General features: G+C 40.8%; 22 protein-coding genes. 14 read left to right on the top strand and 8 right to left on the bottom strand.

Translation table 11 applies throughout. The features are described 5' to 3' along the window. The first annotated feature begins 124 nt into the window (after window positions 1–124). The 5 genes from I8751_RS26305 (at window position 125) to I8751_RS26280 (ending at window position 3,370) form a co-directional block, all read left to right on the top strand. Window positions 125–520 (top strand): STAS domain-containing protein, encoded by a 396-nt coding sequence (locus tag I8751_RS26305; RefSeq protein WP_214442041.1) that lies wholly within the window; start codon window positions 125–127, stop codon window positions 518–520. 509 nt (window positions 521–1,029) lie between these two features. After that, window positions 1,030–1,512 carry a Mini-ribonuclease 3 gene (locus tag I8751_RS26300; RefSeq protein WP_214442040.1) on the top strand — a complete coding sequence of 161 codons (483 nt, stop codon included), beginning with the start codon at window positions 1,030–1,032 and terminating at the stop codon, window positions 1,510–1,512. 99 nt (window positions 1,513–1,611) lie between these two features. Then, on the top strand, window positions 1,612–2,598 hold the full coding sequence (rlmB, locus tag I8751_RS26295) for a 23S rRNA (guanosine(2251)-2'-O)-methyltransferase RlmB (protein ID WP_214442039.1): 987 nt from the start codon (window positions 1,612–1,614) through the stop codon (window positions 2,596–2,598). Window positions 2,599–2,685: 87 nt separating this feature from the next. Beyond that, complete coding sequence (locus I8751_RS26290) at window positions 2,686–2,988, top strand: DUF1816 domain-containing protein (RefSeq protein WP_214442038.1); 303 nt, start codon at window positions 2,686–2,688, stop codon at window positions 2,986–2,988. A gap of 208 nt (window positions 2,989–3,196) precedes the next feature. Continuing rightward, complete coding sequence (locus tag I8751_RS26280; RefSeq protein WP_214442037.1) at window positions 3,197–3,370, top strand: N-acetyltransferase; 174 nt, start codon at window positions 3,197–3,199, stop codon at window positions 3,368–3,370. A gap of 387 nt (window positions 3,371–3,757) precedes the next feature. On the opposite strand, the gene I8751_RS26275 is transcribed toward I8751_RS26280, so the two are convergent. The 3 genes from I8751_RS26275 to I8751_RS26265 form a co-directional block, all read right to left on the bottom strand. After that, window positions 3,758–4,597: an alpha/beta fold hydrolase gene (locus tag I8751_RS26275; protein ID WP_214442036.1), complete on the bottom strand. Its 840-nt coding sequence runs from the start codon at window positions 4,595–4,597 to the stop codon at window positions 3,758–3,760. Between the two features lie 94 nt (window positions 4,598–4,691). Then, complete coding sequence (locus I8751_RS26270) at window positions 4,692–5,330, bottom strand: CAP domain-containing protein (RefSeq protein ID WP_214442035.1); 639 nt, start codon at window positions 5,328–5,330, stop codon at window positions 4,692–4,694. Between the two features lie 135 nt (window positions 5,331–5,465). Continuing rightward, complete coding sequence (locus I8751_RS26265; RefSeq protein WP_214442034.1) at window positions 5,466–6,170, bottom strand: CAP domain-containing protein; 705 nt, start codon at window positions 6,168–6,170, stop codon at window positions 5,466–5,468. Window positions 6,171–6,992: 822 nt separating this feature from the next. Here I8751_RS26265 and I8751_RS26260 point away from each other — a divergent pair. The 3 genes from I8751_RS26260 to I8751_RS26250 all read left to right on the top strand — a co-directional run bounded on the left by I8751_RS26260 (window position 6,993) and on the right by I8751_RS26250 (window position 11,059). Further along, window positions 6,993–8,618, top strand: coding sequence for a serine/threonine protein kinase (locus I8751_RS26260; RefSeq protein ID WP_214442033.1), 1,626 nt, complete (start codon window positions 6,993–6,995; stop codon window positions 8,616–8,618). Window positions 8,619–9,344: 726 nt separating this feature from the next. Further along, window positions 9,345–10,274, top strand: a complete 930-nt coding sequence (locus I8751_RS26255) for a lipid kinase (protein WP_214442032.1) — start codon at window positions 9,345–9,347, stop codon at window positions 10,272–10,274. Window positions 10,275–10,441: 167 nt separating this feature from the next. Beyond that, on the top strand, window positions 10,442–11,059 hold the full coding sequence (locus I8751_RS26250) for an exopolysaccharide biosynthesis protein (protein WP_214442057.1): 618 nt from the start codon (window positions 10,442–10,444) through the stop codon (window positions 11,057–11,059). On the opposite strand, the gene I8751_RS26245 is transcribed toward I8751_RS26250, so the two are convergent. The 4 genes from I8751_RS26245 to mrdA form a co-directional block, all read right to left on the bottom strand. After that, window positions 11,056–12,639: a mechanosensitive ion channel family protein gene (locus tag I8751_RS26245; RefSeq protein WP_214442031.1), complete on the bottom strand. Its 1,584-nt coding sequence runs from the start codon at window positions 12,637–12,639 to the stop codon at window positions 11,056–11,058. The genes I8751_RS26250 and I8751_RS26245 overlap by 4 nt on opposite strands. Before the next feature lie 195 nt (window positions 12,640–12,834). Next, entirely contained in the window at window positions 12,835–15,153 is a 2,319-nt protein-coding gene (locus tag I8751_RS26240; protein WP_214442030.1) for an alkaline phosphatase D family protein, read from the bottom strand. Window positions 15,154–15,281: 128 nt separating this feature from the next. Continuing rightward, window positions 15,282–16,343, bottom strand: a complete 1,062-nt coding sequence (locus tag I8751_RS26235; protein WP_214442029.1) for a J domain-containing protein — start codon at window positions 16,341–16,343, stop codon at window positions 15,282–15,284. A gap of 264 nt (window positions 16,344–16,607) precedes the next feature. Further along, the gene (mrdA, locus tag I8751_RS26230) at window positions 16,608–18,422 is read right to left on the bottom strand and encodes a penicillin-binding protein 2 (RefSeq protein WP_214442028.1); all 1,815 of its coding nucleotides are present in this window, start codon (window positions 18,420–18,422) and stop codon (window positions 16,608–16,610) included. 405 nt (window positions 18,423–18,827) lie between these two features. Here mrdA and I8751_RS26225 point away from each other — a divergent pair, with 405 nt between their 5' ends. The 6 genes from I8751_RS26225 to I8751_RS26200 all read left to right on the top strand — a co-directional run bounded on the left by I8751_RS26225 (window position 18,828) and on the right by I8751_RS26200 (window position 23,636). Beyond that, entirely contained in the window at window positions 18,828–19,955 is a 1,128-nt protein-coding gene (locus I8751_RS26225; protein ID WP_214442027.1) for an ABC transporter ATP-binding protein, read from the top strand. A 162-nt stretch (window positions 19,956–20,117) separates the two neighbouring features. Beyond that, a complete protein-coding gene (locus tag I8751_RS26220; protein ID WP_214442026.1) occupies window positions 20,118–20,627 on the top strand; it encodes a hypothetical protein in 510 nt (169 codons plus the stop codon). A gap of 224 nt (window positions 20,628–20,851) precedes the next feature. After that, entirely contained in the window at window positions 20,852–21,109 is a 258-nt protein-coding gene (locus tag I8751_RS26215; protein ID WP_214442025.1) for a hypothetical protein, read from the top strand. Then, on the top strand, window positions 21,106–21,540 hold the full coding sequence (locus I8751_RS26210; protein ID WP_214442024.1) for a type II toxin-antitoxin system VapC family toxin: 435 nt from the start codon (window positions 21,106–21,108) through the stop codon (window positions 21,538–21,540). The genes I8751_RS26215 and I8751_RS26210 overlap by 4 nt, the downstream gene beginning before the upstream one ends. Before the next feature lie 45 nt (window positions 21,541–21,585). Continuing rightward, window positions 21,586–22,671, top strand: coding sequence for a polyamine ABC transporter substrate-binding protein (locus I8751_RS26205; protein WP_214442023.1), 1,086 nt, complete (start codon window positions 21,586–21,588; stop codon window positions 22,669–22,671). Between the two features lie 47 nt (window positions 22,672–22,718). After that, window positions 22,719–23,636 carry an ABC transporter permease gene (locus I8751_RS26200; protein ID WP_214442022.1) on the top strand — a complete coding sequence of 306 codons (918 nt, stop codon included), beginning with the start codon at window positions 22,719–22,721 and terminating at the stop codon, window positions 23,634–23,636. Between the two features lie 269 nt (window positions 23,637–23,905). Here I8751_RS26200 and I8751_RS26195 read toward each other — a convergent pair whose 3' ends face one another. Beyond that, a complete protein-coding gene (locus I8751_RS26195; RefSeq protein WP_214442021.1) occupies window positions 23,906–25,954 on the bottom strand; it encodes a DNA polymerase III subunit gamma/tau in 2,049 nt (682 codons plus the stop codon). Window positions 25,955–26,152 lie beyond the last annotated feature (198 nt).

Raw genomic sequence — 26,152 nt, 5'->3', positions numbered from 1 at the left:
GGAAGGGGTAAAAGATGAAGAAATAAACCCCTTAACCTTTTCCCTTTCCCCCTTCCCCTTCTTCCCAATCCCCCATGCCCTACCCCAGCAGGTTCTAGACAACTTGCACAAAAACCATCTATACTTGAGCGTTCACTTTAATGATGAGGAGGGAATTATTGCTGAGCCACTTAATCTAACCGTGAGCCTGAGAGGCACTCGTGAAGTCCGGGATAACTGTCAGCTATTCCGCCTCACAGGCTTGTTAGATGCATTTTCTGAACCGACATTTCGTAAGGTACTTGGCAACAAAATTGATGAAGGCCCAAAGCACATTATCCTGGATCTTTCACAAATCGATTTTGTTGATAGTTCTGGCTTGGGTGCGCTGGTACAGCTAGCCAAGCAGGCTCAAACCGCTGAAGGCACCTTGCAAATTGTCACTAATGCGCGAGTAACTCAAACAGTCAAACTTGTTCGCTTAGAGAAGTTTCTCTCGCTGCAAACCACAGTTGACGCAGCGTTAGAAAATATCAAGTAGTATTGATCGTTTGATTAGAGAGTTCAACTTGGCTATCCGAATGTTTGATCTGGGTAGCTTAATTTTTAGAGACGCTGGCAGACAACCTCTCTCCTCGTGGGAGAGGCATAAAAGCCAGCAGATCTAAAATGTCAACATATTGCGAAGTAAACACGTATATCTCAATATGTCAAAACAAAGGATATATACGCACAATAAAAAATTTGTAGCCTTTAGCTGTAATCAAAAAAATAACGCTTTGAGGCATTTAAAACTAAGTAATTTGTATTTGTAGCCTATTAAATATTGGATACTTTAAATGATTATTTGTCAAGCCAGCGAGACTCTCTAATAGGTATATATTAAAAGGTTACTTCTCAGTGCAAACTAACAATCAAAAAAGATAAAATTTAGTCAGTAATTCTGATAGTGTTAATTATGCTAAGTACGCTCAGCATGGCATACACAAGAAAAAGTAAATATTTTTGCAGATGCTTTCCGAATATAGTCCATTAAGGAATGATTAACTTGTGAAGTCAAAGGAGGAAGAGCTATTAAATGGACAACAAGATGAAGCTCCTAAGCTGGATTCATCTTTGACCCAAGCATTCTTGGCAACCACCGCGCAATTACTACAAGATATTTCCCAGACACAACTGCCACAAATCTCTCCTGCTGCCTTAGCGTATTTAGGAGATGCGATATATGAATTATATGTTAGAATGTTCTATCTGCTGCCATTACAGCGGACAGACACCTACCATCAATTGGTAGTAGCACAGGTAAGAGCGGAAACACAGGCGCTTCATTTGCGATCGCTGATTCCTCATCTCACAAAAACAGAATTAAAAATTGTCCGACGGGGCCGTAACGCTGCCACAAGGCGCCCAAAGCGGGTTGATCCCGACATCTATCAACAAGCAACTAGTCTAGAAACTTTGATTGGCTATCTTTATCTAACCGATTCCCAGCGCTTAACCGAACTGTTGCAAAAACTCCATCTAGAGAAATAGTGGGCACATAAACATATCTCATGACAGGAAATTCAGCAGTGTAGACCCGTAAATTCAAGGAATCTGGAAGCCTACCCATAAGCTATACCCAAAACTGATATGCAGAATAAACCAAGAAAAATCAAGACTTCTGGCGAGCCAAACCGTGGGCAACCCCTGAAAATTAAAGCTAAGCGTGTCATTGCTAATTCTATTCACAGTCCTAGTCCCAGTCCACGACCCAGACACAAGGATGAGGATAGTCATCCTGTATCCAACAGCCCACGTTCACATCGCAATTTCTCCCATCCATCTCCATCTGCAAAACCCACAGAAGATAGCGATCTGATCTATGGTCGTCATCCTGTTTTGAGTGCTTTGGAAAGTCAACGAGAACTGAACCGCATTTGGGTTACACCTCGCCTACGCTATGATCCCCGTTTTCATCATTTGATTCTCCAAGCCAAGGACAATGGCACAGTCATTGACGAAGTAGAACCAAAGCGCTTAGACCAAATTACCAACGGTGCTAATCATCAAGGTATAGCAGCACAAATAGCTCCCTACAGCTACATTGAATTGTCAGATCTGATTGAACAGGCAAAATCAGTAACTGACCCTGTAATTGTAGTAGCTGATGGGATCACTGATCCCCATAACCTAGGCGCAATTATTCGCACCGCAGAAGCCATAGGCGCTCAAGGATTAGTCATACCCCAAAGAAGGGCATCGGGAATCACTTCTACCGTTGTGAAAGTGGCAGCAGGCGCGTTAGAAAACTTTACTGTCGCTAGAGTAGTCAACCTCAGCCGTGCCTTGGAAGAGTTGAAAGAGGCTGGCTTTTGGATTTATGGTACCGCCGCCGCCGGCAGCGAACCTCTACATACAGTGAAATTCAGTGGCCCTATTGTTTTGGTAATTGGCTCTGAAGGTGAAGGTCTGAGTATGTTGACACAACGCTCCTGCGATGTACTGGTATCAATCCCCCTGCTGGGTAAGACCCCTAGCCTGAATGCTTCAGTAGCCGCAGGTATGGCGCTTTATGAGATTTATCGCCAACGGTCGTTAAACACAGTGTACTTAGATAAGTTACCAAAACCTCTTTAAAAATTAAGAGGAAAAGAGTATAAAGAAATGTAAAAGAAAATATCGTCGTTTAACATTCAGTACCACATTGATAAATCAGCAACAACTATGAAAACAATTTGGGATAACCTGAAAGAGTCTTTAATCAGCACGTTTAATAGTCTCGGCTTGGCTTGGTGGGTAGAGATAGTAACGCAAAATCCGCGTTGCACTTACTACTTTGGGCCATTTCTAAGTTCTGCTGATGCCAAAGTGGCACTTAAAGGCTACGTAGAAGACTTAGAGGTAGAAGGCGCACAGGGAATACTTGTGAATGTGAAGCGCTGCAAACCAGGTACTCTAACAATTGCTGAAGACTTGGGGGAAAGGATTGACCGCAAAGTAAAGCCTGTCTTTAGCGGTCTGATGTAAGTAAGGCAACAAAGTCGAAGAAGAGGCAGGGGAGCAAGGGTAATGGTTTCTACCTCCTTGCTTCTTTTGTATTCTTAACCACTGACCTAGGGTGTTAACTTTGTACCATTTTAGGTGTTCAAGATTCATGCAAAATATGTGCCAGTAGTTCTAATCTAGGGGACTACGTACAGCTTTTCCACCACGGTTGAGAACGTGAGTATAAATCATGGTGGTTTTGACATACTTGTGTCCCAATTGTCAATCAGCCCGTTTGAGCGTTAGCCCTACGAATCTAGTCGCGATGAGATTTTATCTCAAGCAAGGATGGGTCGATTTAGGACAACGGGAAGATGCTCCCGAAGTCCATGATCTTGAGAAAACTTATGAAGCGGATAGATAGTATTTCTGCGCTGATTGTTAAAAGCCAGCCGCCCAACACTGCGTTGGTTCGGACGGTATGAAGGTTGTCGGTGAGAGTTCAAGGTTATCTGCCGCCGTACAACTTCACCGTTATGCGGCTTTCAGTTGTCTATGGAGCAAAGCTTGAAACCTGTTAGACTACAGATATTTTCTATATTTCTCGTAGGCATACTCGCAGCGTTGAGCAAGCACGGCAAGCTATCTCAGAAACGCTGACTGCTATGGTAATTTGTCCTGTTAACCGAGCCGTTTTGGAATCAGCATTCAATTCTGGCTTATTCGGTATTCGAGATTTCTCAGACGCGATAAATCGTGTCTCTCCATAAGACTTTTTGGTTTAACTGAATGGTATTTGGACTATTAACTATTAGCCAACTACCTGCGGATGCACTGCCAGCCAACGGTCAATATCTCCCAGTACTTGCTGGGGAATCTCCCACGGAAAAAGATGGGCTGTGTTGGGATAGCACTGCCACTGGCTGTTTTTAAGATGTCGAGCAGTTTCTAAGCTAGACTCAGCTGTGATGTGGCGGTCTTGATCGCCGGCAAGTACCAAACTAGGACATTGAATTTGGTGTAGTTCTGTAAGTCTGTTGTAACCAGACCGTAGGGCTGTGGAAAGAGCATTAGTTGCAGTAGTAGAGGTTTGCCAATAAGCCTGCACTGCCTCTCTAGCGATGTAGCCATAAGCAGTGCGTGTATGTTGTTGGATTAGGTAACGAAAAAGCGATCGCTTGCCAAAGGTTTCTATATTCCACTGCCAACTTGGTTGCACAACATTCAATAGGGCGGCAACGCCAGTATAAAGATTATCCTGTAAACTGATTGGGGGGTGATTCCCACGAGGTCTAGCCGCTGTGGCTACCAAAATTAGACCAGTCACACGCTGTGGCAGGCGTAATGCTAATTCCATCGCCAAAATTCCACCAAGTGACCATCCCAGTAATAGACATTTTTCGATCTCAAAGCGGTCTAGCAGCGCCTCTAAGTCAGTCAAATGGTCGTACATCTCAAATTTGCCATGAAAGCGACTTTTGCCATAACCGCGCAAATCTGGGGCAAACGTTTTGTAGCGCTTTGATAAGTGATTGGTAAAAACCGAAAGATTACGACCAGAACCAGGATGACCGTGTATGCCTAGAATGGGGAATCCTTGACCTTGAATATAGACATTCAATTTGGTAGCTTTTGTGGAAGGATAACGCATTATCTGAAGTTTTTGGAAGACTTGTGCGATCGCGGCTGTTGTTAATCCCTAATTTCCAACAGACCGATAACACAACGATTATAAGAATTTTTGATTAGAGTAACTTTTCTATATATCCTCCAGTGTATGTAATCACGCACATCTGCCTGTATGTGCTATGAATACCAAAAGCAACTCCTGCGACTTTAAAAGCGGGGTTAAAAATATTATGACGATGACCGCGTGACGGGACTCCATCATCAATAATTAACTGCATGACGATATCTTGGGCTGTACTCGAACCATAGCTGATATTTTCGCCAGCAGTAATTTCCCACTTGCCATAGCGGCTAATGCGAGTAAAGGGATCGCTGCCATCACTGCCATTATGACCTGTAGTTCCTTTTGCACCTTGGTCTTTAACGTGATCTCTAGCACCCAAAGACATACCTTGAGATAAGCTTAATACTGCCACCGGACGGGCTGACTTGAGAAAGGCGATCGCCTCATCAACTGCTTTTACTCCTTCTTGGGTTTGTAAATACACAAACTCAGAGATTTTGACTTTTTTACCTTGGAAGCGCTTTTGATAATTTTCCAAAATTGGGAGATATGCAGCAGGATTTGTCCGCACTTGATTCATTTCTGCTATCACCTGGTGTTCCAACACTGAGATAGTATTTTTCTGTGCTAAGTTCTCAGCACCTTTTTGAGTCACTTCCGGCCAAAATTTCCAAAATTGTAGTCTTTGCATCAATAACCTCACGGTTGAGGAGCTAAAAATCAATATGCATTTAGCTCCACAGTATGAGTAAAAGTTTTCGGAAAGTAGTCACAATCATTTTGATGGTTAGAGAGACGCGATAAATCACCGTCTCTACGATTTAACCTATCTTTCTTGATATCCACCAGCATAAGTAATTACGCAGATTGTTCTATAGACTTTATGAGTTCCATAAGCAACGCCAGCGACTTTGAAAGCACTGTTAAAGATATTTTTGCGATGTCCGCGTGACGGTACTCCATCATCAACAATTAACTGCATGACAATATCTTGGGCAGTATTTGGCCCGTAACTGATATTTTCGCCAGCGGTGGTTTGCCATTTGCCATAGCGACTAATGCGATTAAAGGGATCACTGCCATCACTGCCATAGTGACCTGTTGCACCTTTTGGCCCTTGATCTTTAACATGATCTTTAGCACCCAAAGACATACCCTTAGATTTGCCTAATGCACCGATAGGACGGACTGACCGCAGAAAAGCGATCGCCTCATCAACTGGTTTTACACCTTCTTGAGTTACTAAATAGCTAGTGCTAGATAATTTAACATGCTTGCCTTGGAAGCGCTTTTTATAATTTTCAAGGATGGGGATGTATGCTTGGGGATTTGTCCGCACCTTGGTCATTTCTGCTATCACTTCTTGTTCTAATGGTGAGAGGTAACTTGCCTTTGCCAACAAAGTCGGAATGGCTGTTTGGTTTGTATTCGGTGTAGATTTTGCTAAAGATGAGTTAGGTGGTAGAAGTTGATAAGAACAATTGGCTAGTAGTATACTAAGAATAAACACGTAAATTTTAATTGAGCGCATTAGTTACCTCAAACGTTTATACGTAGATTTTATTTGGCTAACTTTAGATGCACCAAAGCTTTATGGCAAAATTTTTCTTAAATTGGTTGTAGCATTAATAACTATCAACCGTAAAGGTTATTTAAACAAATAAGTATAATTTGCTTCTAATATATACAAAAAATGTATAAAAAAACACCAATAAGTAAGTTCTCCGATATTCATAACGAGTATCTTAAAAATAGAGCGATCGCACACAGAAAAAATGAAGAAGGGAAAAGGGGGAAAGGGAACCCCATGTTTAAAAATAGGCGAAGTCTTCCGGACAGAGGATTCTGCCCAAAGAGCTTCGCGCGAAGCTCGCCACGTGGAATCTTCCATGTGGCAGACTTCGCGGGCTTTATACCATCTGGGGAAAAGTTTTAACTTTAATTCCTTTACCCCTCATATCATTTCACTAAAAATATGATACAGATTTAACCATTGAAAACTTTGCTGCATCTAAGTTCTTTAATTGCGAATTGCGAATTGGTATTACCCCTTACCCCTTACCCCCTCTTGGTAAGTGTGTTGAACACAAGCTTACTGACAGCTTGACTTAACATCGATGGGCATTACTGTTGCCCTACTGTATTATGAAAAAGATAAAGCTATTGCGAGAATCAGGAGGTTTTTTCCACTTCGGGAGATCCAAAAAATAAATCGTCCCTGAAGACAGGTATACAAACCTTATGAGTGCCTGCCTTATAAAATATCTGGGAAAGCTTTATTGTTTGGAAGTCACTGAAAACTTAGGAATTAGTACTTCTCTGCTCACTCAGGAATCAGGACTTAAAACTCTCTATGCTAGCAGGCACAATTTTGCAGGGTGGAAAGTATACCCTAATTCAAGAAATAGGGCGCGGTGGCTTTGGCATTACGTTTAAGGCTACTCATCATTACTTAGGTCAGGATGTAGTGATGAAAACCATTAATGAAAGGTTACGACAACATCCTGATTTTGCCAAGTTTGAGCGCCAATTCCAAGATGAAGCCAGACGATTAGCTACTTGTATCCATCCAAATATTGTCCGAGTCAGCGACTTTTTTGTGGAAGATGGACTGCCTTACATGGTAATGGAATACATTCCTGGCGAAACCTTGGGAAATGCTTTCGTATTGCCAGCCATACCTTTGCCAGAAGCAACAGCAATTCATTACATCCGTCAAATCGGGGCATCATTGCAGGTAGTACACAACAATGGTCTGCTACACCGAGATATCAAACCGGATAATATCATCCTTCGCCAAGGAACTCAGGAAGTAGTGCTGATTGATTTTGGCATTGCCAGAGAATTTAACGGCAGTGTGAGACAAACTCATACTGGTATGGTTTCTGAGGGTTATTCTCCACTTGAACAGTACCTAACCCAAGCACCGCGCACACCCGCCACAGATGTTTATGGGTTGGCAGCAACATTATATGCTTTGTTGACAGCACAAGTTCCCTTGCCAGCCTTGTTGCGCGATCGCGAAAAAATGCCTTCTCCCCGTGAACTACAACCCCACCTGAGTGCAGCAGTCAATCAAGCCGTCATGCGTGGTATGGCTGTAGATTCTCGCTTTCGTCCGGCGACTGTTGCCGAGTGGCTGCAATTACTACCTGGAACTGGATTTAATGTTACACCTCAAGTAGTACCTACTCAGTCAGTGGCAACTATCAATTTATCTGCTCAGCAGCAACGAAAAAATTTACCTGGAAGCCGTATTAAAGGGAAATCACAACCAAAAAATTCGACATCTAGCAAGAAACTAGGAAAGTCTAAGGTATTTCTGGGTACAGGTGTAGCCCTTGTTGCTGCTATAGCAGGCTTTGGCATTACGACATTGTTTTCTCGTTTTCAGCCACAGTCACCTTCAAAACCTTTGTTTGAACAGCGCCAAATAGACTCTGCTGGACAAAAACCTACTATTGATTTCACACCATTACCTAGTCAAGAAAATAACACTACACAAAATACTAAAACTGATTCCACAAGTGAATCTGCGTCCACTTCGGCTTCTAGACGACGCAGGCGTAATCTTTCTGGAAGACAAGAAGAATCTACAAATAGCAGTAATTCTACAGAAAAATCATCACAATCTAATTCAGGAGAATCGCCAAGCCGTAATTCTCAGCAACCCTCAGTTTCTCCTACACCATCATTAGTAGAAAGGCTACGGGCAATTCGTTCTTCTCGTAGTGCTTCCCCCGCATCATCATCAGAAAAGACTTCACCCTCTTCTAATAAAGAATCAACCCCACCCCAGTTTTTAAGGCAATCGAATCCTGTAATCATACCAGCATCGCCATCTGCGGAATCAAAACGGTCAGATCCTCCTGCTGTCGTAGTACCAACCTTAGAGATGAAGCAAAATTCTTCTTCTGCTGATATTCAAACTCAAAAGTATGACAAACTTCAAGAAAAGCTGCAAGAAGATAACAATTAGGAATTGTTAAAAATAATTTTACAGTATTTGAGATGAACCTTTCAAAGCTATAAATGCGATCGCCAACGAAAAATTAGAAATTAGGTAAAAGTTCAAAGGACACAATTTCACCTGCTACTTTTACCTTTTTTAATGACAACTCTTTTCAGGGTAGAAAACGCTACAATCAATAACCTCATATCCACAAAATTTCTTATGCGCCAACTTGAGGGATGAGCTTAAAGCAATATGCTACGTCCATTTGCGTTTAAATTTGACTTTTAACCTCTCAATAATCAGGCTTTAATTGATACTCTTTAGCATTCATAAAAGTGAATGGTTAATATCAACCATTATGTGAAATTCGTGGACAATCATCAATCTGACACATAAAGACTTGACATAAATAATCACTATAACAGTAAGTCAATTTTAAATATTTGTAACTATTACTACTATATTTATAAATTTGATCTACAAATATATACCTATAGCTGCAAAACTTTAGTTTTTGATTAACCCTATAATATAAGAATAAATCCCTGTGTGAAAAATAAAATATCCAAGTTAAAGCGATGTTGTGAGCAATCACTTGATTGTCTGCGTATAGCAAGAGCGCTCGCTAGCAAAAATAAATAAGTTCAAAAATAATAAATATCACGAAATAATCACCGTTGATAAACGAAATTATTGGTAGATTTCATCACAGCCTCAACACTTTTTGTTAATCAACTGCAAGTACAGTATATGGACGCGGAAAATTGGACGTATAGACTACAAAGGGCACTACCCATAAGTTCCCGCGCATTACTATTAATAAATCGTCATGCTCGTCAAGGAGAAAAGCGTCTTTCGGAAGCGATTAATTGTCTCAAACAATTAGGCTTTAATGTGGTTGAAGAATCAATAGAAAATCCCAAAAATATTTCTGAATTGATACTCCGCTATCAGCATGAAGTTGACTTGGTAATTGTTGGTGGTGGTGATGGCACGCTCAATGCCGCAGTAGATGCTTTAGTTGAAGTCCAATTACCTCTGGGAATTTTACCTTTAGGAACTGCTAATGATCTGGCGAGGACTTTAGGAATTCCTAATTCTTTAAACGAAGCTTGTAAAGTGATTGCTTATGGAGATCTACGCCGCGTTGACTTAGGATTGGTGAACGGCAAATACTTTTTTAATGTTGCTAGTTTAGGACTGAGCGTAAAGATTACTCAGCGACTTACCAAAGAAGTTAAACGCCGTTGGGGAATATTAGCTTATGCTGCTACTGCATTACAAGTGATTTGGGAATCTCGGCCTTTTAGTGCAGAAATTCGCATCAACGGTAAATCTTTACATGTAAAAACTGTACAAATCGCTGTTGGTAATGGGCGCTATTATGGCGGCGGTATGGCAGTAGTTCATGATGCGACAATCGATGATCAAAGATTAGACCTGTATAGCTTAGAGATAGAGCATTGGTGGCAAATTATACCCTTACTTCCAGCGATGCGACAAGGAAGACATATTTATCGCCGGGGTGTCCGTGCCATTCAAGGGCAGAATATTGAGATTTTTACCCGTAAACCACGTCCGATCAATACTGATGGTGAAATTACGACATATACACCTGCCCATTTCCGTGTTGTACCAAATGCTCTAGCTATTTTGGTGCCGCCATTTGAAACGTTTTGAATGTTGAGTTTTGAAGTATAGCTGATGTCTCATCATTGAAGCTATGTCTGCAGTAAATAACAATTTGATATGATCAGAAATAGCTGTGGGTGCATTTGTATGAATACTTATATTTGTATATTTAATTTCAGTTGGGTATTGTGGCAGTTCACATCAACTCACGCCAAATGCATTTGAGATTTTCTCAAGAAATTAAGTCCTTGCTGCAACGTTTAACGGAACAGCAATTGACTCTCGGCGAGATTCTGGCAGAAACTTCAGAACGGGGTTTCAGCTTGGTGATCGCATTATTAGTTTTGCCTTTTTTGCTTCCCATGCCACCGGGATTAACAGGGCCTTTTGGTGGGGCTTGTTTGCTGTTGTCAGTGCAGATGGTTTTGGGCAGGCGATCGCCTTGGCTACCTAGAAGAATTTCCCGTTATAAATTTCCTCGCCCTTTTGCTCAACTACTTTTACAGAATCTGCAACGTCTTACCAAAATCTTAGAGAAAATTGCTCGTCCCCGACTGAAAAAGATAGCCAAAAATCCTTTAATTTGGCGAATTAATGGGCTTTGCATCTCTTGGTTGACAATATTGTTAATTTCGCCAATTCCCTTTACCAATCCCATCCCTACTGTAGGTATTTTACTTTTGGCAGTTGCTACCATCGAAGCTGATGGTTTACTAATTTGTATTAGCTATGTGATCACTGCTTTAATTACATTGCTATTTGGATTTATTGGTTATGCTTTTTGGTTAGCTCCTAGTTTGCTGCCATCTATGTTCAGACTAGCCCAACTTTAATTTTCGGCACTTTCAACCCGAACGGGAATTGTAATTCCTTCTTGCTGTAAAGCATTCATAAAAACCTTCCGAATAACGCGTTGGAGCTGAAGATGCTTTCCTGGCTTAACCTTCGTCAATGTACGGAGCAATAAGTGAACTTCTCCAAGGCTTTCTACTCCATCCACCTGTGTAGGCTCGATAATATCTGGGTTATTTGCTTTTAACTGTTCTCCTACTTCTTCAATCACTTTGTACACCTGAACCAAGTTAGAGTTATAAGGCACGCTAACTTCCACCACTGCAAAAATATACTGTTTGGAGTAGTTGGTAACTGAGCCAATATCGCCATTATGAATAATCTGCAATTGACCATTTGGGTGTCTAATACGAGTAGTTCTAAGTTCAATCGCCTCTACAACCCCCTCTACAAATTTTTCTTCGGCTTTCCCAGCTTGGATATAATCACCTACTAAGTAATAGTTTTCAAATAGAATAAAAAAGCCGCAGACTATATCATTGATTAGTGCCTGAGCCCCAAAACCCACAGCTATACCAACAATTCCTGCGCCAGCTAATAAAGGAGTGGGATTAATTTCAAGGGTATAGAGAATAGAGACAGTAGCACCAAAGTAAACTAGATATTGTAAAAAACTACGGATAAGAGGTACGAGGGTGCGTCGTCTGCTGGTTTGAATCTCAGTTAGATTTTGGTCTTTAAATAAGACTTCTTCAACCAGTAAGTAAACAACCTCAAACAAAACACGACTGATGAAGATAATACCGATTATCTTCACGATTCGAGGCCCGAAAACTGCGATATTAGCAATTAGCTGCACCTGCTGGATCACCAGTGTTGCGACGCAGACATAAATCACAAATTCCAGACACCTTTTTAAAAAAGGGATGAGATGTCGGAGGTGATCATAGAACCTCAGCAGGTTCTCAGGACTGGAATATCTTATACTGAGAGCATCTAGGCTATCAATAATAGCAGTAACTGCTTTAGGTATGAGTAAGCCGATCGCAATGATTAAATAAATTCGTAATAGGATGTACAAATACTCAGACACCACTAGTGGTACTTTGAGAAACTTGCTACACCAAATGACAGCCCACAGCCAAATACCAGCGGTAATAATATTGTTGAGGTTATTAAAAAACGTATCAATACTTTGATCGTCGGCAGTGTTTTGTTCAATGTTTTTAGCACGAATGTTAGCTACCTTCAGCCAATAACGCACAAATTTTAAAGCGATCGCCGCTAAAATCAAAAGACCAATGCTTTGAGCGATACCAATTCCTAAACTTATCCAAAATCCTGGTGGAATGCGACGAATCAACAAAAGTGTATATTGTTGGAGGTTCTCGCCTCGATAAAGGAGAAAACCATTAGCAACTACAATCAGAATGCATAGTGTTAAGCAAACGAGTATCAATAAACCCTTAATATTTCGACGCAAAGTTTTAATACTTCTTTTTTCATTTTGAATTACAGAGTCTTTCAAAAATAGCTTAAATACCTTGCCCACAACCCAATTAACTAACAAAAAAACGACGATTACAAGGCTGACTTCAGCCATGATTAGTAATAATTCCATATTTGAATATAAAAACCAAGAAGCTTACTGCTTATTTATTGCTGAATAAACATATATTTTAAGCTAGTAAGGGAATAAAATAAGCATTAGGCTAAAGCTTTAACACATCTTACTTAAGATGTACTTTATAAATAATCTCTAAGAAAAGTTAATTAATGAAAATTTGGAATATTTGCTGCTTTTTCATACCATGAATTAAGCCCTCAAATTCATCTCTATAGGTAATAAAGATTGATTAGGCAATAGTTGGCTCTCGAAGCGACTATAAACAATTTGGGTAGGATACCAGCAAGAAAACCAGTACGAATCTTGCATAACTTTGTAAGAATTATTAGTGTCTGTTAATTCAAAATGAACTAAGCCCAAATTATTGACTCCCACCACTTCTCGTCCATCTTGAAACCAAGGATATTTCCAGAACATTAACTGCTGTAACCATTGCCATTTTTCGTTTTTGGCGGTTTGTCGGGGAGTCTTGAGCCATGATATGCGATCGCCAAAGTTGGGAGTCTGAATGTTTTGCCGAGGAATCCATTCCAGGGCACAATTCCAATCTGGTTTCATTTGGGCACGGTGGGATTTTTTAGCTCTTTGTTCTACCATATTGGGCGGATTGAGCCATCCTATCCAATGTCGTACCTTTTCGGGCAATAGCCAGTGTTTTAGTCGTGTATGCAGGATGCGAGTAATAGTTTCTTCATTCTTCATTGCACTCGAAGTTAACTGCACTAAGACTGATTGGGTTGCCAAATTTCCAGAAGTACCTGCAAAAGATAAACGAACAGCTGAACTGTAGTGAATATCTCCAGATAGAACTACTATTTTTTGGCGTTGTTCAAATAAAGTTGTCAGAAATTTCGCCAATGCTTTGGAGTTAATATTCCAGGCATCTCCAACATCCGTGGCAAACACTTTATCGCGTTGCAACTGCCAATGGTGAATTTTATCAATTACTTTTAAACCAAACACATTTGTCGGTGCAATCACCATTGTGGCTGGAATCCCAGATGCTTGTTGTAAAGGTACGGAGAGTTGGCGCTCAAAGGTTTGTGGGCATAACAGCATTGGTGGTGCTGTGGGTTTTTGTTCGGCAGGGTAGCCCCGCCATGTACGTGTATCTAAAACAATCACTTCATGGCAATTGCTGCGTACCGTATAGTGCCAAGTAAGTGCCTCTGGATGTCGATCTAAAACCAACACTGAACCATCTGGGACAAACTCAGGTAAGCCAGTGTGGGCGTTATTGGGTGGCATTCCCACATAACGAGCGATCGCCTCATAAGCCGCAGTATCTGTTCCTTGAGAAGCAGACCATTTATGAGCCGCCGCTAATAGTTTTTCACCAGATTGCTCGGCTTCAAATTGCCAAGGTGTATTGCCCCATGCTTGAGAAACTGCATAAGCTAACAGCGCGTTTTGTACAGCTCGTTGACCCAAGGGTTGTCCCAGTACCCGCAAACACCAAGCTTGGTTGAGGTTCCAGTCATCACTGACATCATGGTCATCAAAGATGCTGTACATGGGAATATTTGCCAGGGCACGGCGGACTTTCCAAAGAGTGTGAATAAATTGCCGGAGATTTTGAACTTGCTGATCCCACTGGCGAGTTGCTTTGCGAGTTCTCATCATTTCCCGTCCCTGAGGAAAAGCATTTGGCCAGCACACTGGAGACCAAATTAATAAGTAAGATGCATAATACTCACCCAGGCTCAGAAGGTGACTAACAACCTTAGCGCGCTTATTGTCTAATCCTGCGGTGAAGCCACCTTGGTGAGTTACCACATCAGCCCGATCACCGGGAGGTAATTGCTTTGGCGTGTAATAAGCAACATCTCCAGGCTGTTTTTGAGTGACTGGTAGCCGTTCTTCCCAACCCAACAATGCGTCACCGAGCATACTAGAAACCCACAATAGCGGCTCCGCGACATCATCTCCATAAATTTGGTCGCCAGTCAAAAACAATTGATGGGGGCGTTGTCGAGGCTGACTGGCAGTTTCCTCAATCAGGCAATCGAGAATAGGTAGTGTATCAAACCCATGTCCGTGGGGTTTGCGACAGGAACCATGCACAATTCGCAAATCTTGGAGATTATTAGGCGGTAAGACAAACGTTGGTTTTTGGTGGGCAAAATAGCTGATGTTGACCGTAGGAAAGCGGTTGCAACATAAAGCTTGCTGTAACGTTTGCTGAGTTTGGTCAGTCTGGTCAATGAATTGGAGATCGTAAGCGTAGATGCGATCGCTCCTAAGGCGGTACATATCTAAAGAGCGAGCTGTTACAGCAACAATATGTAGCGATTTGCCGAGGGCAATGGTAGAACGTCTTCCCTGGAATAAAGAATCACCTAACACTGTACCGTTATTCGTGGTGTCGTAAACCTTGAGTTCTACCTGACAAGCCTGTTGGAGCGCAATCCAGACCGTAACTGATTCAGGTTCTGTATGTTGTAACATTGGCCCCGCCAAAATTAGCGGCATGTCGTGTAAATACTCGTTCCCAGATTGATAGTTCATTCCCAATTGCAAAAACAAATTGTTAAATCAATGTATGATTAAAAACTTATTTACCTCATTTTTTTAAGAAAGTTTTATGGATATATAGGGCAAGTATTCAATTATTGCATTCAATTGTGGCTAAAAGTTCAAAACACTACAATCTCACCTAATTCTTCAAGCATCTGCTCCAGCATTTCTTCCATCATTTGTCGGTTCAAGGAACGCAGAATTTCTGGCCCACGGATAAATTCTTTGATTGTCATTTTTTTCTCTTGAAAATCCTTGACAAAATCGCGGATAGAAGCAATAACTTGAATCTGAGCTTCAACTTGTTCTAATACCTGATTCATCGGATCTATACCTGCTTTAGCAGCTTTTCGACAATCAGAAACCATTTCTCCTTCTGGTGTATTTTTTACTAAGCGTAGTTCTCGTTTCAAGTTTTCATATTGAGTTTTGAGAAATTCATTTTCTTGTTCTAGACGATTACAATTGCGGGTTAAATCATCCTCATTATTACTATCAATAGACGCACCTAATTGATGTTGTTGCTCAATTTCTAATAAACGAGCAAAATCTCCTTCTTGGTAAGCTTTATTGATTTCCTTCATAATTTCTGTATGGCGCATTTGCGTTTCGCCATCTTTGACTTTATCTGGATGAAAAATTTCAGCTAACCTTAAAAAAGTCTGACGAACTTTTCTTGATGAATTATTTTTATTTGCGCTAGAATATTCTAATTCTTGTTGTGCTTCCTGATATTGATGGCTGTTTTCGGTAGGTTCTTGAAAACAATTCTGCTCTTGTTCATTATTTTCAAATAATTCGTCTAATTCTGTATCTTCATCTTCAGACTCGAATTTTTGACTGATGATTCCTGCTAACTGGAGGCTACGGTAAACTCCTTCAATATCTTTTTTGCTTTGTTTCCCAAGCTTTCTCGTAGTAAAAATTTCATCAAACAGAGTATGAATTTCTCGGTCGATATCCGCCAATTTTTGGAAACTAGGATTACATCGACGAAATATTTCTGTAGCTAAAGAACGCATTTGCTCGACAAAGTTATTTAACTCAGTCCGTTTTCTCTTAATTTGTTTCAGTAACCATTGATGTTCTTTATCTAAAGCTTCTAGACGAATATGTAAAGAAGATAAAGCCAGCGATTGTGTTGGGTGGGGTTGGGATGAAGATGATGCTGATCGATGCATAAAAAAGGTAAGTTTAATTGGATTACAGAGCAGAATTTGCTATTAATTTTCAGTTGGATGTCTACACAAGGCATCTGAATACTGATAAATTTAAGCAATTGGTATTGTCAGATTAAACAATATTTCCACCTTACTATTTTATATGTGTATATATACAGTCATCCCAAAACTGTACTATCAAGATGCACGGTACAGCTTTACCAACATCCCAATATCACAATAATAGGGGCACACAACTTGTGCGCCCTTATACCTGCATTTTGATTATTTAGTCTCTGGTTTCTGATATTTGCCTGGATACTTGCGCTGGAAATAATCTTCCATAATTTTTAAGATCATCGGGGCAGCAATGCTGCCGCCGCCGCCACCAGAATGTTCAGCAAATGCCACGATTACCATCTCCGGTTGATTCACAGGGGCATAAGCACCAAACCAAGCATGATTTTGTTTAACGCCTCGCTTCCATGCTTCAGCTGTGCCACTTTTGCCTGCGACTGGGGGAATTGTCGGCTGTTTTAAAGCTTTACCTGTACCTTCCGATACAACTTTTTGCAGTCCCTCGCGGAGAACTTTGATGGTTGCTGGTTTCATGTTTAATGATTCTCGCCAGTTCTTGGCTGTTTCATTGTCTTTGAGCAAATGTGGCTGAACTCGGTAGCCTCCATTAGCTGGCACAGCAAACATGACAGCGACTTGTAAAGGTGTAGTTTGTAAAGCGCCTTGACCAATTGACATATTAATGCTATCGCCTACAGTCCAAGGTATTTTCCAAACTTTCTGCTTCCATGCTTCATCTGGCACTAAACCTTTGGTTTCTTCTGAGGCGAACTCAAAACCGGTTTTTTGACCAAATCCATACTTACGAGTCCATTCAATTAAAGTTGGGCCGCCGACTCCCCTACCAATTTGATAAAAGAAAGTATCACTACTCCACTGTAATGCTCCGACAAAGCCCAAAGGGCCAAATCCTTTGTGGTTCCATTCACCAAATCGAGTCCCACCAATAGTTAAGGAACCGTAAGTTTGTAGCATTGTGCTTGGAGAAAATTTACCTGATTCCAGCCCTGCTGTTGTAGTGACAATTTTAAAGGTACTGGCGGGTGGAAAGGCACTGAGGGCACGATTCACCAAGGGATGGTCTTCACCTTGTACCGTTTCCCAATCTTTTTGAGAGAGTTTTTGCTTAGAAAAGATATTGGGATCAAAGGTGGGGTGAGACACCATTGCTAGAACTGCACCATTTTTGGGATCGATTGCCACGATCGCCCCGTCGCGATCGCCTAAAGCTTTTTCTGCTGCTTTTTGCATATCTAAATCTAAAGTTAGATGCAAATCTTTGCCAGCCTTTGCTTGTTTCTCTCCTAAAATTCTCAGTGGTCGTCCAGCTCCATCAACTTCTACTTGCTGACCACCCCATTCACCCCGCAGTGTCTTTTCATAAGCTTTTTCGGCTCCCATCTGACCAATCACATCTCCTAGGCGGTAGCCTTCTTCTTCCCTAGCTTTTAACTGCTCAGCGGTTAATTCTCGCGTATAACCTAGCACATGAGCTAGTTGTTTGCCGTGGGGATAGTAGCGGACGGCCTCAGTATGTATTTCTACATCTTTGAGTTCATTTTCATACTCTTTCACTGCCGTAATTTGGGCTTCGTTCAAGTCACGAGCAATCCGAATTAGTGAAGAAGAATTAGCTCCTGCTTCTTGTAGTTTCTTTTCTATCTCTTCTTGGGGAATTTCTAAGATTTTCTCTAAACGCCGACCCACAACTGGCCACGAAGGCTTGGTGTGTGCCATTGGCCATAGATATACAGAACGCGGATAGCGCGTACTGGCTAAAAGTTTGCCATTGCGGTCAAAAATATTACCCCGTTCTGGTTGTTTGGGAATCACTCGAACTCGGTTCGCTTCTGCTCGCTTGCGGAGGGCTGCTCCTTCGACAATTTGTAGGTAAGCCAAACGAACGCTAATACCAGTCGTCATTAATAAAGTAAATACAATTAAAAATAGAGGCTGAAAACTCCGACCGACTGTGCGGGTATTTTTTTTTCCACTGAGTGGAGATGGTTGCATTAAAGCCATAAGATTAAAAAGATTTTCACACCAGTATTATATGTATACAATTACACTAATATTTTGTTTGAGTATTTAGCACAAAAGCTATCAGGATAAGAATAAATAACGAAGAATGAACTTTTAGCTTTTATACTTCATATTTAATTTAGTTTCCAGTACTGGATGCGGGAATTATTAGTCTTAGTTTTTGATTTATTTGAGTGAGTTGGTTCATATTACTAAAATTTGAGTATGATTTTATACAATTTATTGACGATTTGCTAGATAGTGAGCTTGTAGCAATTGAGAAAGTATATTCCTGAACAATTGTTTTTGACGGATACAATAAACCAAAGTGTTAAATGTAGCGAGCTTAATAAACTACATTAACTCAACAAAATCACGTAAAATCACGGCATTCTACTGAAGATTATGGCCCAAACTTTCATGCAGAATCAGAGGGGGATAACGGCTTTTCAGCCACTTGATGTTGAACTGCGTAGCGTGTTCAAGTTTTTCAACGAAGAACCCGCGGTACATGGAATAGATTTGGATGTTAGACAGGGGGAATTCTTTAGTATTTTAGGCCCTTCTGGTTGTGGCAAGACAACAACTTTACGCTTAATTGCTGGATTTGAAAGGGTCGATGCTGGCAAAGTATTAATTCAGGGTCAGCCGATGACTCATGTCCCTCCTTATCGTCGACCCGTGAATACTGTATTTCAGAGCTATGCTTTATTTAACCACCTGAATGTGTGGGATAACATTGCTTTTGGACTGCGTTTGCAAAAATTACGCAAATCAGAAATTGATACCAGAGTTAAAGACGCTTTGAAACTGGTAAAAATGGAAAGTCTGCGATCGCGGTTTCCTAGTCAGCTTTCTGGTGGTCAACAGCAGCGAGTTGCTTTAGCGAGGGCTTTAGTCAACCGTCCGGCTGTGGTGCTGCTAGATGAACCTTTGGGGGCGTTAGATTTAAAGCTGCGTAAAGAAATGCAGTTTGAGTTATCAAATTTACACAGAAATTTGGGATTAACCTTTGTGATGGTGACGCATGACCAAGAGGAAGCGCTGTGCTTGAGCGATCGCATTGCGGTGATGAATCAAGGCAAAATTGAGCAAATCGGCACTCCCAACCAAATTTACGAACGTCCCCAGACATCATTTGTAGCTGATTTTATTGGTGATACCAATTTATTCAGCGGCGAAATTGCTGTTGTGGAATCTTCTTGTGTGCAAATTATGACTAAAACCGGACTCACAATTGTTGTAACTCGCCATGAAGATACACCAACTGAATTATCACAAGCAGTGATGGTAAGTGTGCGCCCAGAAAAAATTCAACTGTCGCTTTATTCGCCCAGCCTATCAACTAATTGCTTTGAAGGACGACTAGTTAATGTGATGTATTTGGGAACCCATGTTAATTATGTTGTGGAATTAACAAATGGTGCCAATATCAATGTTTTACAGCCGAATACCTTTGGCAATTTACCAGAACGCGATACGCCTATTTATGCTTGGTGGGAAGAAAGTGATTGTTTAGCTATTAGTCAATAATTGATAGCAATCTGTAAGTAAATTGACACAATAAAATCAAACTATGTCCATAAAAATGAAATGGGATGCTCTCAACCCTATTGCTTTATCCCAACGATAATTATTTACGCTGACTTACTTATTAGTGAGGTGTAAGCATAATAAATAATTAGAAAAAATCTTATGAACATAGAATTATTAATTGGAATATGGCTGTTAACGGGAAGCATTTCTATAAACAGCCAAATTAAATTTTTCGGTGATGAACCAGATCCGAATGGTATCGAAAATTGGTTGAATAGTAACAGCAACAATTTAATTGCTCAGGTAGAAGCGACCGAAGGACTTACTTTAACTATTTCATCAGATGGTAAATTCTCTGAAGAAAGAACGGGCACTCCAAAAGTTTATTGGTTTGACAAAGAAGGGGTATTGGAGTCTGAAGTTATACCGTTTAATGGTCATCTAAGTTTCTATGACTCTAAAGTTTTCTTATTGGTTGATGATCTGCCATCGTGGGCTGTACCTAGCGATGAAGTTAATAAAAAAAAGCTCAGATACGACGATGGTGACACTAAAATAGCTGATAGCATTGAAGTTCAAGGCGAACAGCTTATACGAACTATCTCAGTAGTAACGGATGAACTTTACTTAGATAGAGTGATTGTCGTATACAAAAGAGGAAATCATTAGAATAAAAGTATAGGCACAGAAAACCAGAATAAAATGCCAAGTGAGACTGGTTTTATCCCGAACTTGATATTCTCTTAATCCTAACCATCCCTTTGTTTTTCTGTTTAAGTTCCGTTAATTGTTAAGAAAATTAGAAATTCAGTTCCCTCACCAAGTACAGAATTCACCGATCGCTATTAAAATTGGCTACAATTACTGTGTATGTCATACAAGTAATACAAGTAATGTTGTCTGTAAGATTAGATCCTGAAACCGAGCAACAATTAGCCGATATTCTAAGTCACGAACAAAATATCAATCGCAGTGAACTCATTAAACGTCTGATTAAAGAACGATGGTTAACCCTCAAGTTAGACAGGACGTTTGTTGAAAGACGAGGCGGACATCCTCAGCATCTCTTACATGATGCACCCCCTGATTTATCGGAACGAGAGACACGAAAACAAGCAATCGCTGATTATCTCAAGCATCGGCACTCATGACTTATCATCCCCTTACCCTAATCGACAGTGGGATTTTAACGGCTTATTACAGTGCTACTGACAACTATCACCTAGAAGTTTGTCGCTTTTTAGAAGGTTGTACCAGTCGCTTAATTACTACTCATAACTGTGTTACGGAGGTTATGTGGTTACTCAGTTCTAATTGGCGGACTCAAAACGAATTTTTGTTAGATCTGGCGAGGGAACTCTACGAATGTGTACCCCTATTTCCACAAGATTTCACTCGTATTGCTGAACTAAATACTCAATATGCAGACTTGCCAGGAGATTTTGCGGATTTAAGTCTAATTGCCATTTCAGAACGGTTAGAAATTAGTGCGATCGCCACTCTAGATAGTGATTTCGATATTTACCGACGTTATCGCAAACAAGCGTTTGAGCGTATATTTATTCCGCAATCAGGATGGTGACAAAAAGATAAAATCAATCAGTAATATCTAATAGACTATTAACTAATGACTACTAGAAGACAATTTTTACAATGGATAGGAGCAATTTCTAGTTTGTCTTTAACTAGTTGTGGCTGGAGGCTAGCTGATGTGAGAGCTAATACTACTACGAATGGTAACAGTGACAGACTAGATGTTTACACCTGGACACAATATTCCGACAAACAATTATTGCAAACTTTTAGTGCCCAAACGGGTATGAAAGTACTTGTAGATGTATACGATTCTAACGAGGTCATGCTAGCTAAATTGTTAGCTGGAGGTGGAGGTACTTATAGCCTCATTTATCCATCTGATTATATGGTACAGAAGATGGTGGATAAAGATTTGCTAACAGAAATAAATCACGATCGCTTAATTGGTCTAGATAATTTATTTACCCAATTTAAGAATCCTAGTTACGACTCTAATAACCGCTACAGTATCCCCTTTAATTGGGGAACTACAGGCTTAATATACAACTCTGAAATACTAAAAGATGCGCCTGAAGATTGGGACTATCTTTGGCAAAATCAGACAATACTCAATAAGCGGATCACATTGCTTAATGATGTCCGTGAGGTAATGGGTGCAGTCTTACGAATGTTGGGTTACTCGTATAATTCCAAAGATGAAAACGAAGTGAAACAGGCTTATGAAAAATTAACAGAAATTAAACCAGCGATCGCAGCATTTGACACCGATGCTTGGCAAAACCAACTTTTGGCAGGAGATCTATTATTAGCGATGTGTTATTCAGCAGATGCAATTCGAGTTAGTAATGAAAACCCTAAACTCAAATACGTAATTCCTCGTAGTGGTTCCTCGTTATGGACTGACACGATTGTCATTCCCAAAACAGCCCCTAACTTGCCTGGAGCCTATGCCTGGATTAACTTTATTTTGCAGCCAGAAGTAGCTGCTATGATTAGTCAGCGCATGAATGTTTCTATACCTAATAGTGCAGGATTTGAACAATTACCAAATAAAATAAAAACTGATGTTAATTTATTCCCCCCAGCCGCACTTCTAGAAAAGTGCGAACGTATTACTCCTTTGGGAGAGTTTGAAGACGTTTATGAGCGTTACTGGACTCAATTAACTAGTAGTTGAATAATAAATGGCTAAAATAATTAGTTTTGAAATCATAAATTAAGCTTGTGCCTACAAAAAATAGTTCTTCTCAACTCGATTCTCCAGATGATATTGCCAAAATAAAAAAATTGCATCACCCGCAGTTAAATTGGCTGCAACCATTGATATTGCTTGCGCCATCTGGAATTTGGTTGTTACTTTTATTAGTCTTACCAACGCTAATAATTTTTGAGTTGAGTTTAGTACCAGATATTAGACCGGGGGATTTAGTGAATCCGAGTGGATTTAGTAACTATATCCGGATACTTGATCCCCTTTATCTGCAAGTAATTTTACGATCATTGTGGCTGGCGATCGCTACAACAGTAATTTGTTTAATTTTAGGTTTTCCTGTTGCCTATTGGATAGCTGTCATAGCACCAAAACGTTGGCAAAATTTGCTGCTACTGAGCTTTATTTTACCTTTGTGGACTTCTTCTTTACTTCGTTCTTATGCTTGGATTACTATTCTACGTCCTACTGGTTTATTAAATAGTTTATTAACTAGTTTGGGCCTACCTGCTTTAGAATTACTGAACCGTATTCCAGCCGTATTAATTGGAATGAGCTACAGCTTATTACCCTACATGGTGGTAATTTTATATGCCTCTTTAGAAAAGTTAGACAAGCGGCTACTAGAAGCAGCAGCCGATTTAGGTGCAAATCCCATCCAAACTTTTTATCAAGTGACTGTACCCCAAGTTTTGCCAGGAATTACTGCTGGTTCAATGCTTGTCTTAATCACAGGATTAGGGGATTTTGTCGACCCAGAATTACTCGGTGGTGCTTCAAGTATGACAGCAGCACGATTAGTTTACAATCAGTTTTTAGGAGTTACACAAAACTGGGGATTTGGTTCAGCTTTGAGTATGACGTTAATTTTGGCTGTAAGTATTGCGATCGCTTTTTTGATTAAATTTGGTGAAGCTACACCCAAACGCTAAACTTTTGGTTACTCACTTACAATAAAGGCATCAAACGCCAGCGAGACAATGGTTATACTCTCACCAGATCTCAAAAATGCAGCCCCTTACTAGATTTTCAAAGCAGTTTTGGTAGAATTTAGGCAACATTATCATTTGATAGGTCTTTTTGAGAATACCTGACCTATCTTTTTTTACCCCAAAACGGTCACGCTCCTTTATTTGCTCTGCTTCAGCCCCTTTGTCACCCCCTTCAGGCTAAAGCCTTTCAGATTCACCATATAGCGATTCTATTCATCATCTGTTTCTGATTCATCTGTCCATTCAGATGTAGATATGGATTCAGAGGTTTCTGTTACATCTTCTGTGAGGCGGATAATTTGTCCATCAAAAAATTGCGCTAGACGCTGAGCTGCGATCGCCACTTCATCAGTTTCCCAATCATTGGGGAGTGTTCGAGTTGGTGGTGGAGTTAAAGTTTGTATTCCACTTCCATTTCTGGCTACCGACTCGGTTTTTGCAGGTGGTGGCAAAGGTGTGGGTGCGGGTGCGGGTATTGAAGTTGGTTGTGGTGGTGGTGTTGGGGTTGATGGCTGATTCTGGTTATTGTAGCCAGAAGGAGATGGCTGCTGAATATTAGAGGAGCCGTTTTTTGGTGGATCTTTTCTTGGTACGGCGGAGTTTGACAAAGTTCCTTTCTCTAGGCTGACCTGGACTTCACGACCAAAAGTCTTTTGGAAAGCAGCCGTAATCATAGGTAAATCAGATTTAACTTTGTCATACCATACAGATTTAACACCAACACAAGCAGCAGTACCATCAAACTCCATGAGAAAGCACATTTGGCGCAGCAGTTCTCGCCTTGAGATTGGCTGGAGGTTAGCAAGTACTTTTTGCCAATCCTGGGTCAAGTCAGAGTGCTTTACCTCACTAACTTCTTCTGGTGGCAATTCTGGAGATATGTGCTGTGTAGGTACAACGAATGGCTTTTCTTCAACAGGTGGCTGAGGAGTTGATCCATTTTCTGCCGGTGGCGGAGATACTGAGTTATGAGAAGAAAAGGTGTGATTTACTGAAGATGCTGAGGGAGACGAAGTGCCTTCCCGACGACTTTCGTTATGGTTGGGTTGTGATGGAGAAGTTGAAGAAGCTGCTTTCTCTGCTGGATACTGTGGAGGTGGAGATGGGCGATGATTGCTTGACGGTGCAGTTAGTCTAGGCGAAACCCCTGTAGCTGTGGGCTGAATATTTGCACTTGGTAACAATCCTAGTAATGTTACCTCTAGCCATAAACGCGGTTGGGTAGTGTTTTTAATTTGTACTTCAGCAGCTCGCAAGTGTTGCTGTCCTGCCAAAATTGTACTGACATCGAATTGCTTGGCAAACTCGACTAGGGCTGTCCAGGTTTGGCTGGTACAAGCAACCAAATCGTGGCGACTGGGTGCTGTTTTGGCAATCAATAAATCGCGGTAGCAAGCAGCGAAATTTTGCAGAATAATTAATGGTTCCCGACCGCGATCTAGGATATTACGGCTACAATCTAAAACTGCTTCTGGATTATCTTGAGCGATCGCATTTAACAGCGCTAGTAAATCTTTTTCGCTTACCGAACCCACTAAATCCCAAACTTTGTCTGGTGTCACTTCACCAGACAATAGCGCTAATTGGTCAAGTAAACTTTCCGCATCTCGCAAGCCTCCCTGAGCAATTTGACCTATCAAAGTTACAGCATCAAGAGCAATCTGAATGTTTTCTTTAGAGGCGATCGCACTTAAATGCTTGACCATCGCTTCTAACTGAATTCTTCTAAAATCAAATCTTTGGCAGCGCGAAATAATGGTTGGTAATACTCGTTGCGGGTCTGTTGTCGCCAAAACAAAGACTACATGTTTCGGTGGTTCTTCTAGGGTTTTGAGTAGCGCATTGAATGCCTGGGTACTTAACATGTGGCACTCATCTACCACATAAACTTTATAGCGGCACTGCACAGGGGCAAACTGGGCTTTTTCAATCAGCTCGCGGATATTATCTACACCAGTGTTACTAGCAGCATCAATTTCAATGACATCTAAGGAATATCCCTTAGTAATTCCCTGGCAAACATCACATATACCACAAGGCTCAGCCGTGGGTTTGTCACTTTTGAGACAGTTTAGAGATTTAGCCAGAATGCGGGCACTAGAAGTCTTTCCTGTACCTCGTGGGCCAGTGAACAAATAGGCGGGGGCAATCTTAGCTGTGCGAATCGCGTTAGTGAGGGTAGTTGCGATCGCTTCTTGACCCACCAGTTCAGCAAAACTTTTTGGGCGATACTTGTGGTGTAAGGGTTCGTAAGACATAGATAGAAAGTGTCAATGCCTTTTATAAATTGATTTGGTAACACAAGTACGCAATTTGGCATTCAATTATTCTAAACGCAGGAATATCCCTTGGAGACAATTAAATAATTTCAGCACTTTGTTTTTAATTATAGTACATTTGAACCATTTTGAGAATTAGGGATTAGGGGCTAGGGGAGCAGGGGAGCAGAAAGAGGC

Source organism: Atlanticothrix silvestris CENA357, assembly GCF_016056295.1.
Lineage (GTDB): Bacteria > Cyanobacteriota > Cyanobacteriia > Cyanobacteriales > Nostocaceae > Atlanticothrix > Atlanticothrix silvestris.
This window is presented reverse-complemented; position numbering and strand designations above follow the sequence as displayed.

Excerpts from the sequence above, each read along its gene's own strand:
- mrdA (WP_214442028.1), bottom strand. The coding sequence starts at position 18,422 with ATGGCTTTAATGCAACCATCTCCACTCAGTGGAAAAAAAAATACCCGC.
- I8751_RS26275 (WP_214442036.1), bottom strand. The coding sequence starts at position 4,597 with ATGCGTTATCCTTCCACAAAAGCTACCAAATTGAATGTCTATATTCAA.
- I8751_RS26210 (WP_214442024.1), top strand. The coding sequence starts at position 21,106 with ATGACTTATCATCCCCTTACCCTAATCGACAGTGGGATTTTAACGGCT.
- I8751_RS26195 (WP_214442021.1), bottom strand. The coding sequence starts at position 25,954 with ATGTCTTACGAACCCTTACACCACAAGTATCGCCCAAAAAGTTTTGCT.
- I8751_RS26225 (WP_214442027.1), top strand. The coding sequence starts at position 18,828 with ATGGCCCAAACTTTCATGCAGAATCAGAGGGGGATAACGGCTTTTCAG.
- I8751_RS26255 (WP_214442032.1), top strand. The coding sequence starts at position 9,345 with ATGGACGCGGAAAATTGGACGTATAGACTACAAAGGGCACTACCCATA.
- I8751_RS26235 (WP_214442029.1), bottom strand. The coding sequence starts at position 16,343 with ATGCATCGATCAGCATCATCTTCATCCCAACCCCACCCAACACAATCG.
- I8751_RS26270 (WP_214442035.1), bottom strand. The coding sequence starts at position 5,330 with ATGCAAAGACTACAATTTTGGAAATTTTGGCCGGAAGTGACTCAAAAA.
- rlmB (WP_214442039.1), top strand. The coding sequence starts at position 1,612 with ATGCAGAATAAACCAAGAAAAATCAAGACTTCTGGCGAGCCAAACCGT.
- I8751_RS26280 (WP_214442037.1), top strand. The coding sequence starts at position 3,197 with ATGGTGGTTTTGACATACTTGTGTCCCAATTGTCAATCAGCCCGTTTG.
- I8751_RS26245 (WP_214442031.1), bottom strand. The coding sequence starts at position 12,639 with ATGGAATTATTACTAATCATGGCTGAAGTCAGCCTTGTAATCGTCGTT.
- I8751_RS26215 (WP_214442025.1), top strand. The coding sequence starts at position 20,852 with ATGTTGTCTGTAAGATTAGATCCTGAAACCGAGCAACAATTAGCCGAT.
- I8751_RS26290 (WP_214442038.1), top strand. The coding sequence starts at position 2,686 with ATGAAAACAATTTGGGATAACCTGAAAGAGTCTTTAATCAGCACGTTT.
- I8751_RS26240 (WP_214442030.1), bottom strand. The coding sequence starts at position 15,153 with ATGAACTATCAATCTGGGAACGAGTATTTACACGACATGCCGCTAATT.
- I8751_RS26220 (WP_214442026.1), top strand. The coding sequence starts at position 20,118 with ATGAACATAGAATTATTAATTGGAATATGGCTGTTAACGGGAAGCATT.
- I8751_RS26250 (WP_214442057.1), top strand. The coding sequence starts at position 10,442 with ATGCATTTGAGATTTTCTCAAGAAATTAAGTCCTTGCTGCAACGTTTA.
- I8751_RS26265 (WP_214442034.1), bottom strand. The coding sequence starts at position 6,170 with ATGCGCTCAATTAAAATTTACGTGTTTATTCTTAGTATACTACTAGCC.
- I8751_RS26260 (WP_214442033.1), top strand. The coding sequence starts at position 6,993 with ATGCTAGCAGGCACAATTTTGCAGGGTGGAAAGTATACCCTAATTCAA.
- I8751_RS26205 (WP_214442023.1), top strand. The coding sequence starts at position 21,586 with ATGACTACTAGAAGACAATTTTTACAATGGATAGGAGCAATTTCTAGT.